The sequence below is a fragment of the Bacteroides sp. HF-162 genome (assembly GCF_015679285.1).
Classification (GTDB): Bacteria; Bacteroidota; Bacteroidia; order Bacteroidales; family Bacteroidaceae; genus Bacteroides; species Bacteroides uniformis.
Map to the genome: position 1 here is coordinate 2564117 of NZ_CP064937.1, position 17068 is coordinate 2581184.

15 protein-coding genes and 1 pseudogene are annotated in these 17068 nt (G+C 45.4%); 12 read left to right on the forward strand and 4 right to left on the reverse strand.

What is annotated here, in order from left to right:
• Positions 1-13: 13 nt before the first annotated feature.
• Positions 14-1241: pseudogene (locus ITJ87_RS10395) on the reverse strand (tyrosine-type recombinase/integrase).
• A gap of 206 nt (positions 1242-1447) precedes the next feature.
• On the opposite strand from ITJ87_RS10395, the gene ITJ87_RS10400 reads away from it, so the two are divergent.
• From ITJ87_RS10400 to rplT, 12 genes are all read left to right on the forward strand, one after another.
• Positions 1448-1696, forward strand: coding sequence for a tyrosine-type recombinase/integrase (locus ITJ87_RS10400; RefSeq protein WP_310591873.1), 249 nt, complete (start codon positions 1448-1450; stop codon positions 1694-1696).
• Between the two features lie 342 nt (positions 1697-2038).
• Positions 2039-3286 carry a hypothetical protein gene (locus ITJ87_RS10405; protein ID WP_005836064.1) on the forward strand — a complete coding sequence of 416 codons (1248 nt, stop codon included), beginning with the start codon at positions 2039-2041 and terminating at the stop codon, positions 3284-3286.
• A gap of 13 nt (positions 3287-3299) precedes the next feature.
• Positions 3300-4172, forward strand: coding sequence for a DUF3869 domain-containing protein (locus ITJ87_RS10410; RefSeq protein WP_117967199.1), 873 nt, complete (start codon positions 3300-3302; stop codon positions 4170-4172).
• 40 nt (positions 4173-4212) lie between these two features.
• Positions 4213-5352 carry an OmpA family protein gene (locus ITJ87_RS10415; RefSeq protein WP_005836065.1) on the forward strand — a complete coding sequence of 380 codons (1140 nt, stop codon included), beginning with the start codon at positions 4213-4215 and terminating at the stop codon, positions 5350-5352.
• Positions 5353-5479: 127 nt separating this feature from the next.
• On the forward strand, positions 5480-6232 hold the full coding sequence (locus tag ITJ87_RS10420; RefSeq protein WP_034523133.1) for a YjbH domain-containing protein: 753 nt from the start codon (positions 5480-5482) through the stop codon (positions 6230-6232).
• A 116-nt stretch (positions 6233-6348) separates the two neighbouring features.
• Entirely contained in the window at positions 6349-6774 is a 426-nt protein-coding gene (gene ruvX / locus ITJ87_RS10425) for a Holliday junction resolvase RuvX (RefSeq protein WP_005827870.1), read from the forward strand.
• A gap of 43 nt (positions 6775-6817) precedes the next feature.
• The gene (def, locus tag ITJ87_RS10430) at positions 6818-7375 is read left to right on the forward strand and encodes a peptide deformylase (RefSeq protein ID WP_022402114.1); all 558 of its coding nucleotides are present in this window, start codon (positions 6818-6820) and stop codon (positions 7373-7375) included.
• A 116-nt stretch (positions 7376-7491) separates the two neighbouring features.
• Positions 7492-9552, forward strand: coding sequence for a tetratricopeptide repeat protein (locus ITJ87_RS10435; protein WP_117601460.1), 2061 nt, complete (start codon positions 7492-7494; stop codon positions 9550-9552).
• 79 nt (positions 9553-9631) lie between these two features.
• Positions 9632-11572, forward strand: coding sequence for a threonine--tRNA ligase (gene thrS / locus ITJ87_RS10440; RefSeq protein WP_117966626.1), 1941 nt, complete (start codon positions 9632-9634; stop codon positions 11570-11572).
• A gap of 121 nt (positions 11573-11693) precedes the next feature.
• Positions 11694-12296 carry a translation initiation factor IF-3 gene (infC, locus tag ITJ87_RS10445; RefSeq protein ID WP_117601461.1) on the forward strand — a complete coding sequence of 201 codons (603 nt, stop codon included), beginning with the start codon at positions 11694-11696 and terminating at the stop codon, positions 12294-12296.
• Between the two features lie 65 nt (positions 12297-12361).
• The gene (rpmI, locus tag ITJ87_RS10450) at positions 12362-12559 is read left to right on the forward strand and encodes a 50S ribosomal protein L35 (RefSeq protein WP_005827880.1); all 198 of its coding nucleotides are present in this window, start codon (positions 12362-12364) and stop codon (positions 12557-12559) included.
• A gap of 100 nt (positions 12560-12659) precedes the next feature.
• Positions 12660-13010, forward strand: a complete 351-nt coding sequence (gene rplT / locus ITJ87_RS10455; RefSeq protein WP_004289896.1) for a 50S ribosomal protein L20 — start codon at positions 12660-12662, stop codon at positions 13008-13010.
• 539 nt (positions 13011-13549) lie between these two features.
• Here the strand turns inward: rplT and ITJ87_RS10460 are convergent.
• The 3 genes from ITJ87_RS10460 to ITJ87_RS10470 are packed head-to-tail and all read right to left on the reverse strand — an operon-like array spanning position 13550 to position 17066.
• A complete protein-coding gene (locus tag ITJ87_RS10460; RefSeq protein WP_117966623.1) occupies positions 13550-14857 on the reverse strand; it encodes a phenylacetate--CoA ligase family protein in 1308 nt (435 codons plus the stop codon).
• Positions 14858-14887: 30 nt separating this feature from the next.
• The gene (locus ITJ87_RS10465) at positions 14888-15469 is read right to left on the reverse strand and encodes an indolepyruvate oxidoreductase subunit beta (RefSeq protein ID WP_117601463.1); all 582 of its coding nucleotides are present in this window, start codon (positions 15467-15469) and stop codon (positions 14888-14890) included.
• 4 nt (positions 15470-15473) lie between these two features.
• Positions 15474-17066, reverse strand: coding sequence for a thiamine pyrophosphate-dependent enzyme (locus tag ITJ87_RS10470; RefSeq protein ID WP_117966620.1), 1593 nt, complete (start codon positions 17064-17066; stop codon positions 15474-15476).
• Between the last annotated feature and the right edge of the window lie 2 nt (positions 17067-17068).

A 17068-nucleotide genomic window follows, 5' to 3' on the forward strand; every position in this document is an offset into this window, starting at 1 on the left:
GATTGTTTAGGGATTAAAGGATAAGTTTCAAATCGCGAGTTGCCTCGACGAACCTGTCCATGTCCTCGAACAGCTTCTTCGGGGTTACGCGCGCGTATATCTGGGTGGTCTTTATGTTGGAGTGTCCCAGCATTTTGCAGATGGTCTCTATCGGCACTCCCTCCTCGAGCGTGACCAGCGAGGCGAAAGAATGCCGTCCCATGTGGTAGACAAGGTCCTGGCTCAGCCCTGCCATCAGGCGCAGGGATTTCATATTGGCCCTGAGCGTGTGGTAGTCCCGGCGGGAAAAGAGTCTCGCGGGTATCGTCCCGGTATTTCTCAATCAACGCGACGGCTTCCGGAAGCAGCTTGACACGTCCGAGGTAGTCGGTTTTCTTTCGCTGGTATTTCAGCCAGAGGCTGCCCTCGTCATCCCGGAAGAGGTTCTTCCGGGTGATGCTTACCGCATCGGCATAGGCGGTGCCGGTGTAACAGGCGAAGAGGAAGAGGTCCCGGGTGATGACATGTGACCTGCGTTTTTCCGGTATCTCCAGATCACGCAGCTTCTCGAAATTCTCACGGCTGAGTGCTTTCGGTGTTGTCTCCTTCTGCTTGGGCAGCTTGAAGTGGCAGAAATGGTATTTCTCCGAGTGGCCCTCCTTGTAGGCGATGCGGCAGATCTTTTTCAGGATGGACAGGTAATGGCGCACCGTCTCCATCGCCAGTCTCTTCTTTTCCAGGCAGAAATCCTGATAGTCACGGATGAACTGCTCGTTGAGCTGTCCGAAGGCGAGGTCCGAGACCTTGAATTCCGTTTTGATGAATTCGGCAAGAGTGCGCCGGGTGTACACGTAGGTCGACATTGTCGTCGGCGCACGGTCCACGCCGACACGGGTCTTCATCTCCTCGTTGTGCCGGTCGAGAAGTTTGAGCAGGGTCATCTGCATGCCCGCGTTACCCTGGAACATGTCCCTGACCGCGGCGGCATCGAAATCCTTTTTCCTTTCCATGAGGGAATTGAAGGCCGAGTGTACGGCAAGCAGCAGCCTCTCTATCTTTTCATTGGTCTCCACCGCTTCCCGGCTCTTGCCATTCAATCGGCTCTCACGCGCGTTCCATAGCCCGGGGGTACAGGAGAGCTTGCAGCTGAACTGCACCATCGTGCGGTTGAGGGTGATCCGTCCCATGATCGGGGCCTTGCCGGTCTTGTCCGGCTCGCTCTTTTTCAGGTAGAGCAGCACCTTGAATTTTTCCACTTTCATAACGCTCTTTTTTAGGTTGTAAAAATACTCCTTTGAAAAGCGTCCTTTGGCATGCAAAACATTGATAAACAGTGAATACAAATCCGCTTTGTTCCTATCGGTAAAAATTCGGTTACCTGCCGTTGTTTCCGAAACAGGCGGCTAACAGTCTGGTAACTGAAACGTCGCAATATTTTGTTTTCTTTTGCAGGTATGTCTGTTCTGCAATTCTTGCAAAATGCTTAATTATAAACGTTTTACGTTTAATTCTCGTCATTCTGTTTTTTATTGCATTTCTAAATATTACTTATACAGCGCGCCACACACATGCAACAATGATGCTGACACTGGGAGTAGATTTATATACGGTCTCCAAACTATTGGGACATACCAATATACAAACAACACAAATTTATGCAAAGCTTGTAGATGAAAGTAAAAAGAAAGCTATTGATTTAATTCCTAATATATCATAGGGGTTGGTTAAATGCGAAGTGCAATTTGTCATTCTCTTTAATTCTTGCAGATATTTCTTCTATTTATCCTTTTTCAGAGAAAAGTGAATTAGCAAAAACATCTGAAAAATGACTATTTGGCACAAAAAACAACATTCTGTATAGTAATTATGCACAGCTATATTAAGGATTTTAAGATAGCTAATATACTTCATATAAACATTCTGAGTATTTGTTGGGGGCTTTTGAAGAAAAAACAACATTATTTCATTTTTTCATATAAAAATCTTTGGTATTATTAAAAATGTGTCTATTTTTGCAGCATATTTTGTGTTATACGAACACAAAAAATGGTTGAAAAAGATGAGGTATAAAAACTCTAACATAAGAAAGTGCCTAAATACTAAAACAATAGCACTGTGTGCAGCGTTCTTTTTATACTGTTTGCTCCCTTTAAAAGGGATTTGCCAAACGGGGGAAAGTACTGTAGATGCTTTAGTGGAAATGGGATTTGAAAATGTTGGATGGACAGAAGATGGCAATGAACGTGTGTATGTTCTGCAGAACTCTGCATATCGTTTGCAAGGCGTAGGCATAGGCAAAGCGGTGGATGTTATTCAAAAGATGGGTTTACCGGAAGAAAAGTCATGCCGGATAATAGTTCTGGACAATAATGTACCTCAGATTTCTCTTTATTATCATCCCATAAAGGGGGATTCGGTGCTCCAAGCAGAACGTGATGACTGGAATGTAAGCTATGAATTGGGTGATACTTGGAAAAATGCACGGAAAATAAAGTTGAAAAATAGTTCTTTGTTCAAGATTGATGTATTGGTGTATCCTCAATTAGCTTTCAAGAATCTGGTGATTACACAGATTTACCAGGTCTTGTTTGATTTGAGTCCTGCGATAGAAGTTTCGTTATGGAAAGGTATGAAATTAACGGCACAGTTGAAAATACCGGTTTATAATGATGGGTATGGAAGGTTTGAAGATAAAGTTCATCCAGGACATATTACAATTTCACAGCGTTTTAGATTACCGTATAATGTGTTTGGTAAAGTGACTGTGGGATGTTTTAGTGCTGACCAATATGGAGTGGACGCCGAATTTTATCGCCCTTTTAAGGATGAACGCTTTTCCTTAATGGCTCGGATTGGGTATACAGGAATGGGATATTGGAGCGGATTTCGCTATGTATATGATCCTTCGACAGCACTTGTTACTTGGTCTTTGGGCGGTAGCTTTTATTGGCCGCAATTTAACACTCAGTTTAATCTGAAAGCAGAACAGTATTTATTGAAGGAGAAAGGTGTTAAATTTGAAATGATTCGTCATTTTCGCTATTGTTCGATTGGTTTCTATGCAATGAAAGCAGAACATGCAAAGATGAATGGAGGCTTCCGATTTCAAGTGGCATTACCTCCTTATAAATATAAAAGGAAAGGATATATACCTCGTGTGAATACCTCTGCTAATATGGGCATTGTTTATAATGCAGGTAATGAAAGGTACTATTATAGACAGTATAAAGCGGAAGTTAGTGACAATATAATGGAAGAAAATAGTTTTAACCCATATTTTATTAAGTCAGAATTGTTAAATTTTTAATTAATTAATTGAGATGAAAAAGATTAAATTCTTAAACGGCATAAGTGCAGTATTTGCGTTAGCCGTAGTAGCTTTAGCTACAACTTTAACTTCTTGTGAGAAGGAAGAGTTCAACGTTAATGTAACTCCTACTAATGCACAAGCTGTTATTAGTCCGATTGTGCTTGCTATAGAGGATGGTGTTACTACAGATGTAACTGGCCAAGCCACTATCGCACCTGCAGAGTTGACATTTACTGGTAATCCTACTCTGGCTGCTAAGAGTGTTGATGTTACAGCTTCTTATAATGGTTTGAGTGCAACTGTTACAGTTAAGGTTCCTGCTTTGCAAGCTGGGCAATTTGCTACTCTGACTCCGACTATCATTCTTCAGGAAGAAGATGCTGAGACTAAGATTGTAGCAGTACCCACTACATCTACAGATGAAAAAACAAAAGAAAAAGTGTGGGATAATTATGAACTTTATTGGTATTCTATCCCTTCATTTACTTATGTAGAAAAGAGCGGTGCCAAAGTTGTAGAAGGTTCAAAAAAAATCAACACAGACGATCTTATTGAACGTGCTGCTATTGAATCTTTCTTCAATACGCTTGAAAATACCTATACGGAACATATTGAATCAACAAAAGATGGTGAATATTCTGTTTATGCTAACTCAAGAACAACGGCTTCTATAACTTATACAATTGTAACGACTGAGTATAATGTTGTGAAACAAGCTGTGACTAAGGCTGATGCTTTGGGTTCTATTAAGGTTGATGATTATACTACTTCTAAATTGAGTGTCTCTGAAAATCAGGATATTCCTGGTCACGGTCATAGCCACGGTCATGGTCATGGTCATGGTGAAGGCAATGCCGGTGGTGGTGTTGGTGAACTTGATTAATAGAAGTTTTAGTTGTTATTTATCTTAAACTCAAGAGAAAATGAAAAGTAAATTAATGATAGCCTCCTTACTATTGGCAGGCGCTTGTGCAGCAAATCTGAATGCACAGGAAAAAACGAACTACTACACTCCGAAATGGAGCGATAATATTTTTGTCAGTGTAGGTGGTGGTATCCACGCCATCAACAATGACGGTTTCAATAAGATTGCTCCGCATTTCAGCGTGTCAGTTGGTAAGCTGATTACTCCGACTTGGGGGGTACGTGCTCAGGTAAACGGTATTACTCAGCATTTGTGTTTGGATGATGCATACTGGGAACACAACAAGACTTATGTAGGTGGTAACATTGATGCAATGATCAATCTTTCTACATTGTTTGCCGGTGCTAATCCTAACCGTTTCTTCGAAGTTTACGGTTTCTTGGGACCTCAAATTTCTGTAGCAAAATCTCAAAATGTGGATGTTACAATTAGTGCTGATGGTACTTCGCAGTCTATGGCTCCTGCCGGTGAAGCAGAAATGCGTGCACGTATCGGCGCTTCTGCCGGTTTGGGCTTGAAGTTCAATATCAACACCAAGTGGGCCATTGACGTAGAAGCTCGCGGTGCCATCGCTCCGTCCATTTTCGGTAATATCAGCAGCCATCGCAAGGCTGAAGGTACAGGTATGCTGACCGCAGGTGTTAGCTACATCTTCGGCGGTAAGAAGTTCGTTCCGGTTTCTAAGATTGACGAAGACGCAGTCAATGCGGAAATCAACAGATATAGAAGTGAACTGGCTCAGGCTCAGGCTGACCTGGCTAACTGCAAGAATGCACTGGCCAACGCTAAACCTGAAGTTAAGGAAGTGACCAAGGAAGTTGAAGTTGCCGGTCCGCGTGCCATCTTCTTCAAGATTGGCAGCGCCCGTCTGGACGACTATGGCAAGGTTAACATCGAACTGGCTGCCAAGATTCTGAAGGCTAATCCGGACAAGAAGTACAAAGTTGCAGGTTATGCTGACAAGGCTACCGGTAGCGCTTCTTGGAACCAGAAGCTGTCCGAAAAGCGTGCCCAGGTTGTTTACGACGCTTTGATTGCTCAGGGTGTTGACAAGGACCAGCTTGAACTCGTAGGATTCGGTGGTACTGAAAACATGTTCGGCAAGAACTTCCTGAACCGCGTAGTTATCCTGGAATAATACACTCCAAGTGACAAATAGACTCTAAAAATGAAGGCGTCTGGGACTCAGACGCCTTTTTTTGGTACTATGTCCGATGTATGTTATAAAGCAACCCATTTTTTATCAGCGACTGAATTTATATGTGATGATGAAGTTTAAGCTATTCTTTATCGTTCTGTTTTGCAGCCTTTCCCTTTCGGCCTTTTCCCAGTTGACGTATGGTACAACCGGGCTGTTGCATGCGCCCTCTGCAGAGATGCAGCGCGACAAGACTTTCATGGTCGGCGGCAACTTCCTGAACAAGGAGCTCACACCGCCCACCTGGTACTATCATACCTACAACTATTTCCTGAACGTCACCATCTTCCCCTTTCTGGAAGTGGCCTACACGTGTACGCTCTTCAAGGCGGAGGCGTTGGGATTGAAGCCATACGGGTATAGCGGGTTCACGAACCAGGACCGCTACTTTTCCGCCCGTCTGCGTGTGTTGAAGGAGGGGCAGTTCTGGAAATACATGCCGGCTGTCGTGCTGGGGACGTCCGACCCGTTCACTTCCTCCGGTGGTGGCCAGGTAGGCACCACGGAAGGTAACGGCTATTACAGCCGTTTCTATATTGCCGCCTCCAAGCATATACCCGTTGTGGGTAAGGAGGAGATCGGTGTCCATCTTTCCTACCTTTACAACAACCGCAAGGAGTACAAACTGAATGGCTTTGCACTGGGTGTCACCTACAATCCCTCCTTCCATCCGCAGTTGAGGGTGATAGCGGAGTACGACTCCAAGGACTTTGCTTTGGGAGCCACTTATCTGCTGTTCAAGCATCTGCATGTGCAGGTCGAAATGCAGAGGATGAAATATTTCACGGGAGGGCTGACATACAAAATTCATTTGAAATAATTAATGAAAAAACCAGCGGAGGGATGTTTGATACTATCAGACATCCCTTTTTTCTGTATTATATATGTAAGATTAACGGCGGAATTCAAATTTTAATCGTAATTTTGTAGCCCATTATGAGTAGAATAATAGCCATAGACTACGGTCGAAAACGTACGGGAATAGCCGTGAGTGATACATTGCAGATGATTGCGAATGGACTGACAACTGTGCCTACACACCAATTGTTGCAGTTTCTTCTTGATTATGTGGCTAAGGAGCCGGTAGAGCGTATCTTGGTAGGCCTTCCTAAGCAGATGAATAATGAGGCTTCGGAAAACATGAAGAATATCGAACCTTTTGTCCGTTCGCTGAAGAAGAAACTGCCTGACATGCCGGTTGAATATGTAGACGAGCGTTTTACTTCTGTTCTGGCTCATCGGACGATGCTTGAGGCTGGATTGAAAAAGAAAGACCGCCAAAATAAAGCACTGGTGGATGAAATCAGTGCAACTATTATTCTGCAAACTTATTTGGAGAACAAACGTTTCTCCTTTTTATAATGTATAGAAAATAATTTGTAATTAGTAATTTGTAGTAAAGGAAATGATTTTACCCATTTATGTGTACGGTCAGCCCGTATTGAGAAAGGTAGCAGAGGATATTGCCCCGGACTATCCGAATTTGAAAGAGCTTATTGAGAATATGTTTGAAACGATGGACCATGCCGAAGGCGTAGGACTTGCAGCACCGCAGATTGGGCTTCCCATCCGCGTGGTGGTAATCGATTTGGATGTACTTTCCGAAGATATGCCAGAATATAAAGATTTCCGCAAGGCGTATATCAATGCCCATATTTTGGAGGTGTCCGGTGAGGAGGTTTCTATGGACGAGGGGTGCTTGAGCCTTCCCGGTATTCATGAGTCGGTGAAGCGTGGCAACAAAATACGTGTGCAGTACCTGGACGAGAATCTGGAACCGCACGATGAGATTATCGAAGGCTACCTGGCACGCGTGATGCAGCACGAGTTCGACCATCTGGAAGGAAAGATGTTCATCGACCATTTGTCTCCGTTGCGCAAGCAGATGATTAAAGGAAAACTGAATGCCATGTTGAAGGGCAAGGCACACTGCACTTATAAGGTGAAAACCGTAAAGAAATAAGTCAACCATATAATATGGTATAAAAGGCTCAAAAAATATAAAAAGTGTTCCGCTAATCCCGACAAGTAAACGAAAAACGTTACTTTTGTTTCGTTTACAAGCATTTATAAAACAAGATGATAAGAAAAATACTGACAGCTATTTTGCTGTTACCCACATTGTTGTATGCGCAAATCAATACGGAACGGGTGATGACCATTGCTCGGAATGCATTGTATTTTGAGGATTACGTGCTTTCTATCCAATATTTTAATCAGGTAATCAACGCGAAACCTTATTTATATGAGCCTTATTTCTTCCGTGGACTGGCAAAAATCAATTTGGATGACTATCAGGGAGCGGAGAGTGATTGTGATGCTGCGATTCAAAGAAATCCTTTTGTGGTAGGTGCTTACCAGATCAGAGGATTGGCACGTATCCGTCAGAACAAGTTTGACGAGGCGATTGAAGATTATAAAACCGCTATCAAATACGATCCGGAGAATGTGGTGCTTTGGCATAATCTTTCTCTTTGCCATATTCAGAAAGAAGATTATGAGGCAGCTAAGGAAGATTTGGGTACGCTTCTGACAATTGCCCCCAAATATACGCGTGCCTATCTGATGCGCGGGGAAGTCTCCCTGAAACAGAACGATACGATACAAGCTTTGCGTGATTTTGACAAAGCTATTGATATGGACCGTTATGACCCGGACGGATGGGGGGCAAGAGCCATTGTACGTCTCCAGCAGGGAAAGTATAAAGAGGCTGAAGCTGATTTGGACCAGTCTATCCATCTGAGTGCAAAGAATGCCGGTAACTATATCAACCGTGCCTTGGCGCGTTTCCATCAGAATAATTTGAGAGGCGCCATGAGTGACTATGATTTGGCTTTGGATATTGATCCGAATAATTTTCTCGGGCACTACAACCGCGGTCTGCTGCGTGCCCAGGTAGGCGATGACAACCGGGCGATAGAGGATTTTGATTTTGTGTTGAAGATGGAACCGGATAATATGATGGCCACTTTCAATCGTGGTTTGTTACGTGCGCAGACGGGGGATTACCGGGGAGCTATCAGTGACTATTCCAAAGTGATTGCAGAATATCCTAACTTTATGGCCGGCTATTATCAGCGTGCCGAAGCCCGTAAAAAGATTGGCGACCGTAAAGGAGCCGAGCAGGATGAGTTCAAAATCATGAAGATGCAGATAGACAAGCGTAACGGTGTTTCTTCCGGTGACAAAAAGGAAGGTGGCGACAGTAAGGATGTTGCGGATAATTCTTCGGGGAACTCCAATGGAGATGGCGGGAAGACCCGTAAGAAATCCGACAAGAATATGGAAAATTATCGGAAAATTGTAATAGCGGACGATTCGGAAGTTGACCAGCGTTATAAGAGCGATTATCGTGGACGTGTACAAGACCGGAATGTGACCATCAAGCTTGAGCCGATGTATGCTTTGACTTATTATGAGAAACTGAGCGATGTGAAGCGTATCGTACATTATCATAAGTATATTGAGGAACTGAACCATTCGAAACTGTTCCCGAAGCCACTGCGCATCACCAATATGGAAGCTCCGCTGACGGAGGAACAAGTACGCTTCCACTTTGCTTTGATAGACGCTCATACGTCTGATGTGGTGGCTGACGAGAAGAACGCCAAGAAACGTTTCATGAGAGGTCTGGACTTCTATCTGGTTCAGGATTTTGCCAGTTCCATAGATGACTTTACAAAGAGTATCTTGTTGGACGACACTTTCTTTCCGGCATACTTTATGCGTGCTTTGGTGCGTTATAAGCAACTGGAATATAAAAAGGCCGAAGCCACAATGAGTGAAGGCGCCACTTCGGGTACAACGGAAATGAAGAAGCCTGAAGTGACGGCCATCGATTATGAAGTTGTGAAGAATGACCTGGACCACGTTATCCAATTGGCTCCTGATTTTGTTTATGGCTATTATAACCGTGGCAATGTGTCTTCGTTGCTGAAGGATTACCGTGCCGCCTTGGCGGATTATGACAAGGCGATTGAGCTGAGCCCCGATTTTGCTGAAGCATACTTTAACCGTGGGTTGACGCACATCTTCCTGGGGAATAACAAACAAGGTATTGCTGATTTGAGTAAAGCCGGAGAGTTGGGCATTGTGTCGGCCTATAATATCATAAAGAGGTTTACAGATACACGGGAATAACATTTTTTTGCTAAAAAATAGAATATCAAAAAGAATTAGCTATTTTTGCGTTCTGAAAAATGAAATATACATATAAACTATGATAAAGATAACATTTCCAGACGGCTCTGTTCGTGAATATAACGAAGGAGTAACGGGACTGCAGATTGCAGAAAGCATCAGTTCGCGATTGGCACAAGACGTGCTGGCTTGTGGCGTGAACGGAGAAATTTATGATTTGGGGCGTCCTATCATGCAAGACGCTGAAGTGGTTCTTTATAAATGGGAGGATGAGCAGGGTAAGCATGCCTTTTGGCATACCAGTGCCCATCTGCTGGCCGAAGCTTTGCAGGAACTCTATCCGGGCATCCAGTTCGGTATAGGTCCTGCTATCGAAAACGGTTTCTACTATGATGTGGATCCGGGTGAAACGACTATCAAGGAAGCTGACCTGCCGGCCATTGAGAAAAAGATGGCTGAACTGGTGGCTAAGAAAGAAGCGGTTGTCAGACAAGACATTGCCAAGGCAGATGCTTTGAAGATATTTGGTGACCGTGGAGAAACTTATAAATGCGAGCTGATTTCCGAATTGGAAGACGGTCACATCACAACTTATACGCAGGGTGCATTTACCGACTTGTGCCGTGGCCCTCACTTGATGACCACAGCTCCTATCAAGGCTATTAAACTGACTTCCGTTGCCGGTGCTTACTGGCGTGGACAAGAAGACCGTAAGATGATGACCCGTATCTATGGCATCACTTTCCCTAAGAAGAAGATGCTGGATGAGTATCTTGTTCTGCTGGAAGAGGCAAAGAAGCGCGATCACCGTAAAATCGGTAAGGAGATGGACTTGTTCATGTTCTCCGACACCGTAGGTAAGGGACTCCCGATGTGGCTGCCCAAAGGTACTGCACTGCGTATCCGCTTGCAGGACTTCTTACGTCGCATCCAGGCCCGTTACGATTATCAGGAAGTAATGTGTCCGCCCATCGGCAACAAATTGCTTTACATCACTTCCGGACACTATGCAAAATATGGTAAGGACTCCTTTCAGCCCATACATACACCGGAAGAAGGGGAAGAGTACTTCTTGAAACCGATGAACTGCCCTCACCACTGTATGATTTACAAGAACTCACCCCGTTCTTACAAAGACCTGCCTTTGCGTTTGGCAGAGTTCGGTACGGTTTGCCGTTACGAGCAGAGTGGTGAGCTGCACGGGCTGACACGTGTACGTAGCTTTACGCAGGATGATGCGCACATCTTCTGTCGTCCGGACCAGGTGAAGGATGAGTTCCTCCGTGTAATGGACATTATCTCCATCGTGTTCGAATCTATGGACTTCGAGAACTTCGAGGCACAGATTTCCTTGCGCGACAAGGTGAACCGCGAAAAATATATCGGTAGTGACGAGAACTGGGAAAAAGCAGAACGTGCCATTATCGAAGCTTGTGAAGAAAAGGGGTTGAAGGCAAAAATAGAATATGGAGAAGCTGCTTTCTATGGTCCTAAACTGGATTTCATGGTGAAGGATGCCATTGGTCGCCGTTGGCAGCTGGGTACCATCCAGGTGGACTACAACCTGCCGGAACGTTTCCAACTGGAATATACCGGTGCCGACAATCAGAAGCACCGTCCCGTAATGGTTCACCGTGCTCCGTTCGGCTCCATGGAACGTTTCGTGGCTGTGCTTATTGAGCATACAGCTGGTAAATTCCCGTTGTGGCTGACTCCTGATCAGGTCGCTATTCTGCCTATCAGCGAGAAGTTCAACGACTATGCGCATGAAGTGAAACAATACTTGAAGCGATATGACATCCGTGCCATTGTGGATGAACGCAATGAAAAGATTGGTCGTAAGATTCGTGACAATGAGATGAAGCGTATTCCGTACATGCTGGTTGTAGGTGAAAAGGAGGCTGAAAACAAGGAAGTTGCTGTCCGCAAGCAGGGAGAAGGTGATAAGGGAACCATGAAATTTGAAGAATTTGCCAAAAAAATGAACGAAGAAGTTCAGAATATGATAAATAAATGGTAACTTTGCGCCCAATTGTAGAAGCATAGCATATATTAGATGTTCTAAAGATCGCTTTTACTTAACATAAAACATTAATTTGGGAATAGTAAATAAGAAACAAACTGGAAGTAAACGTTATTTAATGAAGAATGACAGCTTAAAAGGGCAACATCGGATTAACGAACAAATCCGGGCCAAAGAAGTCCGCATAGTGGGCGATGAAGTAGAACCAAAAGTGTATCCGATAGCGCAGGCTTTAAGACTTGCTGAAGAACATGAAGCGGATCTCGTGGAGATTTCTCCAAATGCACAACCCCCTGTTTGTCGTATTATTGATTATTCTAAATTTCTTTATCAGTTAAAGAAGCGTCAGAAAGAGCAAAAGGCAAAGCAGGTGAAGGTAAACGTGAAGGAAATACGTTTTGGACCTCAGACTGATGACCATGACTATAATTTCAAGTTGAAGCATGCCAAAGGCTTTTTGGAAGATGGCGATAAGGTGAAAGCCTACGTATTCTTTAAAGGTCGTTCTATCTTGTTCAAAGAGCAAGGAGAAGTGCTGCTGCTCCGTTTTGCCAATGACTTGGAAGATTATGCGAAGGTAGACCAGATGCCGGTTCTGGAAGGAAAGAGAATGACAATCCAGCTCTCTCCGAAGAAAGCGGCGGCATCGAAGAAGAGCGTGGCTCCCAAGCCTGCAGAAGATGCGCCAAAGGCCGCGTCGGCTGAAACCGAAGGAGAATAAAGAATGAGTAACGCCATAGGTATAGTGCGTTGCCATATAATTTAATAATTAAAAAGTTAAAAAAGATGCCAAAGATGAAGACTAACTCCGGTTCTAAAAAGAGATTTACTCTTACCGGAACAGGTAAAATCAAAAGAAAGCACGCTTTTCATAGTCACATCCTGACTAAGAAAACTAAGAAGCAGAAAAGAAACTTGTGCTACTCTACACTTGTAAGTACAACAGATGTAAGCCAGGTGAAAGAGCTTTTAGCAATGAAGTAATTGAAAAGCGTACAAAAGTATTAAAGTTATTAACCGAATGCATTAGCTTTAAGTCCGCTGCGTGAAGTAACGGCGCTAACATTCAAAAACAAGTAAAACTATGCCAAGATCAGTAAATCATGTTGCTTCTAAAGCAAGAAGAAAGAAAATTTTGAAATTGACCAGAGGTTACTTTGGTGCAAGAAAGAACGTTTGGACCGTTGCCAAGAATACTTGGGAGAAAGGTTTGACTTATGCGTTCCGTGACCGTAAGAACAAGAAGAGAAACTTCCGCGCTTTGTGGATTCAGCGTATCAATGCTGCCGCTCGTCTGGAAGGTATGTCTTACTCTAAGCTGATGGGCGCTTTGCACAAAGCCGGTATCGAAATCAACCGCAAGGTGTTGGCTGATTTAGCGATGAACCATCCGGAAGCTTTCAAGGCTATCGTTGCTAAAGCAAAGGCTGCATAAAAACAGTTAGCAGATAAATTACGAGGTGCTGATTACTCTTTTGGTAGTCAGCACTTTTTGTTTTCTGATAGTCTTGGGAGGGGTTAAAACATTAAAAGGACTTGAAACAATTTGCTGATTTTACTTGTTTCTTTCATAGAAACTCATTACCTTTGTTATAGAAAAAATAGCCGCATTGATTGGATCGGGAAACTCATCAATTTTTATGAAATACCGAGACAAGCTTCGCTTCTCAATGGCGGGCCACGCCCTTCGGGGTAACTCTTGAGTCGGTGGATTACAAAGAGGAGGAGCACTCAAATCATGTCATACGGAGTTTCATCACATCATCGGTGCGGCTTTCTATAAAAGAGGAACGGTAATCTGTCTGGATAACCGTTCCTCTTTCTTTTTATGCGGATGTGGGTGATTGTGAAACAAATGATACGTGATGCTGAAACAGATGATGTATCAAGGGAAGATAGATGATACGTTTATACAAAACAGACCATCTGTATCGGGTGAACAGATGGTCTGTTTTGAAAAGAGGTTTTTACGGTTTATTTGTTGTTCCTCAGGTCTTTTACCCTGACGGCTTTTCCTTCGCTCTGCGGTAGGGAGCCTTTCTTCACCAACCGCAATTTCGGGGTTACCAGAATCTCGTCTTTCAACTGACGGGTGATTGCTTTGCGAATCTTCTCCAGCTCGATATAGTTATCGGTAGAGAGGTCGCTGAGTTCAACTTCTACAATCATTTCATCTTGATTATTAACCGTTTCAAGTGTGATGAGGTAATTACTGCCCAATTCGGGGAATTGTACCAGCACCTTTTCCACCTGCATGGGGAAGATGTTGACTCCCTTGATGATGAACATGTCGTCACTACGGCCTTTGATGCGGTCTATACGGATGTGGGTACGTCCGCAAGGGCACTTGCCAGGCAGAATGCGGGTAAGGTCGCGCGTGCGATAACGGATAAGCGGCATCATTTCTCTGTCTAAGGTTGTCAGTACCAGTTCGCCGATTTCACCTTCCGGTACGGGGTCGCCGGTTTCCGGATTAATGATTTCGACCAGGTAGCAATCTTCCCAGAAGTGCATGCCGTCTTGTTCGGTACATTCGAAGGCTACGCCGGGACCGTTCATTTCAGCCATACCGAAGCTGTTGTAGGCTTTGACACCAAGCATGCGCTCAATCTTTCTACGTTGCTCGTCTGTGTGGGGTTCGGCACCGATAACAAGCGTTTTCAAGCTTGTACTGGTAGGGTCTATACCTTCTTCCTGGAATACTTCGGCCAGACGGATGGCATAGCTGGGAATGGCATGTAGGGCAGTAGTCTTGAAATCGGTGATGAACTTAATCTGGCGCTTGCTGTTGCCGGCAGCGGCAGGAACAGTCAGTGCACCCAGACGTTCGGCTCCATACTGAAAGCCCAGTCCTCCGGTGAACATACCGTAGCCGGAGCTGTTTTGGAAAACATCCGTCTTACGGATGCCTACCATATAGAGGCAGCGTGCCACTAAGTTTGCCCAAGAGTCCAAATCGTGTTGGGAGTGTACGATGACCGTCGGCGTGCCCGTAGTGCCACTGGAAGAATGGATACGTACTCCGTCCTCACGCATATCGCCTGCTACTAATCCAAAAGGATAATTGGCGCGCATATCAGCCTTGGTGGTAAACGGTATCTTACGTATGTCTTCTATAGACCGGATGCTGCCGGCAGTGATGCCATGCTCTTGGAATACTTTTTTATAGTAGGGAGAGTTGGCGGCAATGCTGACAGTCTTTTTTAACCGTTGCAGTTGTAGTTCGCGCAACTGCTCACGGGGCATCGTTTCAATCTCTTCTTCCCAGTATTTGTTATTCATGGTATGTTGAAATTTAGAGTCAATTATAGTTTACATCAGTTTTTCAGCAATCTCTTTGCCGGCAGCCAACGCTTTGAGGTTCAACTCTACAATGGCGTCTCCCTTGCGTTGGAAGATTTCGCGGATGCTGTCTTGCACCTTTGCATAGTCAATGCCGAGAAAGGGGATGGTGGCGCCCAGCAGTACGATGTTCGCTACGCGGGGAGAGCCGACTTCTTTTGCCACCTCGTTTACGTTCAGCATGATTTTATGCGGCAGCTTGTTGATTTCGGCCTTGATGTCTTCTTCTGCCGGATAGTTGGGAATGTTGATGAAGGGAGCTTCATTGGTCACCAGCCAACCCTCAGGGCTGAGGAAGGGGAGGTAGCGCAACGCCTCCATCGGTTCCAAGGAGATGATGAGGTCGCATTTTCCTGTGGGGATAAGGTCCGAGGCGATGGGTTGGTCGCTGATGCGCAAGTTGGACTGCACGTCACCGCCTCGCTGGCTCATGCCGTGTACTTCTGCCTGCTTCATGTAGAGTCCGCCCTTGAGGGCTGCTTTGCCGATTACGGTGGCGATGGAGAGGATACCTTGTCCTCCTACGCCGGAAAGTATGATGTCTTTTTTCATGGCTTTACTTGTTTCTTTTTTTGCGTGCTAATGTTTGGATACATTCTCTGCGGGGGATGATGACGGATACGCCGTGGTATTCGATTTCTTCCCGGATGATTTGCTTCATCTCTTCGTAGTTCTTCTTCAAAGGAACTACGACGCGGATGTGTTCGGGAGCTACACCGATGCCGGCGCAGATGGCTTCCAAACGTCCGGTGCCGGCAGAGTCTTGTCCTCCGGTCATGGCGGTGGTTTCGTTGTCGGAGATGACGATGGTGACGTCGGCGTTTTCGTTGACGCAATCCAGCAGTCCTGTCATGCCCGAGTGGGTGAAGGTGGAGTCGCCGATAACGGCTACGGCAGGATGCAGACCGGCATCCGAAGCACCCTTCGCCATGGTGATGGAGGCGCCCATATCCACGCAAGAGTTAATGGCGTTGAACGGAGCGTTGGCTCCCAGCGTGTAGCAACCAATGTCGCTGAACACCTTATAAGTGGGATATTCTTCTTTCAATACTTGGGTCAGCACCGTGTACATGTCGCGATGGCCGCAACCCTCGCACAAAGCGGGCGGGCGCATCTCTACCAGAGAAGGAACGCTGAATTCAGCCTTGTTCTCTTTGCCTACGGCATGTGCCACGCTGTCCGGGTTCAGCTCTCCGTCTTGTGAAAGAGTGCCGTCCAAACGGCCTTTTACTTTGATGCCGATGCCCAGATAGCCTTTCAGCTGTTTTTCTACGAACGGTTGTCCGTCTTCCAGTACCAGAATCTCGTCACATGCTTCTACCAGCTGCATCAGCTGTTTCTTGGGCAACGGGTATTGTCCGATTTTCAGTACCGGATATTCGCAGCCTTCGGGATAGTTTTCCATCAGGTAGTTGTAGCCGATGCCGCATGCCACGATACCCAGCTTTTTGTTGGGACCGTCGGTATATTTGTTGTAAGCGGAGTTTTCAGAAGCTTTGATAAATTCGTCCTGGCGTTGCAGCAATGCTTTGTAACGTTTGCGTGCATTACCCGGCAGGAGGATGAACTGACGTGGGTCTTCGCTGAAGGAAATCTCATTCTGCGGTTGTTGCTCCTTGCGCTCTACACCGGAACGGGAGTGTGCCAGGCGCGTAACCATGCGCATCAGGATGGGTTCGCCGGTCTGTTCGGAGAAGCTGAATCCGTTGTATACCATGTCGTATGCTTCCTGCTGGTTGCTTGGTTCGTACATCGGGATGAGGGAGAAGTCGCCATAGAAACGGCTGTCCTGCTCGTTCTGCGAGGAATGCATGCTGGGATCGTCGGCAGCTATGACTATCAGACCACCTTTTACGCCGGTAATGGCAGAGTTGATGAAACAGTCGGCAGCCACGTTCATACCCACGTGCTTCATGCACACTAGTGAACGCTTGCCTGCAAAGGACATGCCCAGGGCAGCCTCCATCGCAGTTTTTTCGTTAGAGCACCAGCGGTTATGAATGTTCTTTTCAGCAGTAACCGGTGCCATCTGAATATATTCGGTGATTTCCGTAGAAGGAGTGCCGGGATAGGCATATACGCCCGAAAGTCCGGCATCTAATGCAGCTTGTGCAATGGCTTCATCGCCAAGTAAGAGTTGCTTGCTCATAT

Excerpts from the sequence above, each read along its gene's own strand:
- ITJ87_RS10405 (WP_005836064.1), top strand. The coding sequence starts at position 2,039 with ATGAGGTATAAAAACTCTAACATAAGAAAGTGCCTAAATACTAAAACA.
- ITJ87_RS10410 (WP_117967199.1), top strand. The coding sequence starts at position 3,300 with ATGAAAAAGATTAAATTCTTAAACGGCATAAGTGCAGTATTTGCGTTA.
- ITJ87_RS10415 (WP_005836065.1), top strand. The coding sequence starts at position 4,213 with ATGAAAAGTAAATTAATGATAGCCTCCTTACTATTGGCAGGCGCTTGT.
- ITJ87_RS10420 (WP_034523133.1), top strand. The coding sequence starts at position 5,480 with ATGATGAAGTTTAAGCTATTCTTTATCGTTCTGTTTTGCAGCCTTTCC.
- ruvX (WP_005827870.1), top strand. The coding sequence starts at position 6,349 with ATGAGTAGAATAATAGCCATAGACTACGGTCGAAAACGTACGGGAATA.
- def (WP_022402114.1), top strand. The coding sequence starts at position 6,818 with ATGATTTTACCCATTTATGTGTACGGTCAGCCCGTATTGAGAAAGGTA.
- ITJ87_RS10435 (WP_117601460.1), top strand. The coding sequence starts at position 7,492 with ATGATAAGAAAAATACTGACAGCTATTTTGCTGTTACCCACATTGTTG.
- thrS (WP_117966626.1), top strand. The coding sequence starts at position 9,632 with ATGATAAAGATAACATTTCCAGACGGCTCTGTTCGTGAATATAACGAA.
- infC (WP_117601461.1), top strand. The coding sequence starts at position 11,694 with ATGAAGAATGACAGCTTAAAAGGGCAACATCGGATTAACGAACAAATC.
- rpmI (WP_005827880.1), top strand. The coding sequence starts at position 12,362 with ATGCCAAAGATGAAGACTAACTCCGGTTCTAAAAAGAGATTTACTCTT.
- rplT (WP_004289896.1), top strand. The coding sequence starts at position 12,660 with ATGCCAAGATCAGTAAATCATGTTGCTTCTAAAGCAAGAAGAAAGAAA.
- ITJ87_RS10460 (WP_117966623.1), bottom strand. The coding sequence starts at position 14,857 with ATGAATAACAAATACTGGGAAGAAGAGATTGAAACGATGCCCCGTGAG.
- ITJ87_RS10465 (WP_117601463.1), bottom strand. The coding sequence starts at position 15,469 with ATGAAAAAAGACATCATACTTTCCGGCGTAGGAGGACAAGGTATCCTC.
- ITJ87_RS10470 (WP_117966620.1), bottom strand. The coding sequence starts at position 17,066 with ATGAGCAAGCAACTCTTACTTGGCGATGAAGCCATTGCACAAGCTGCA.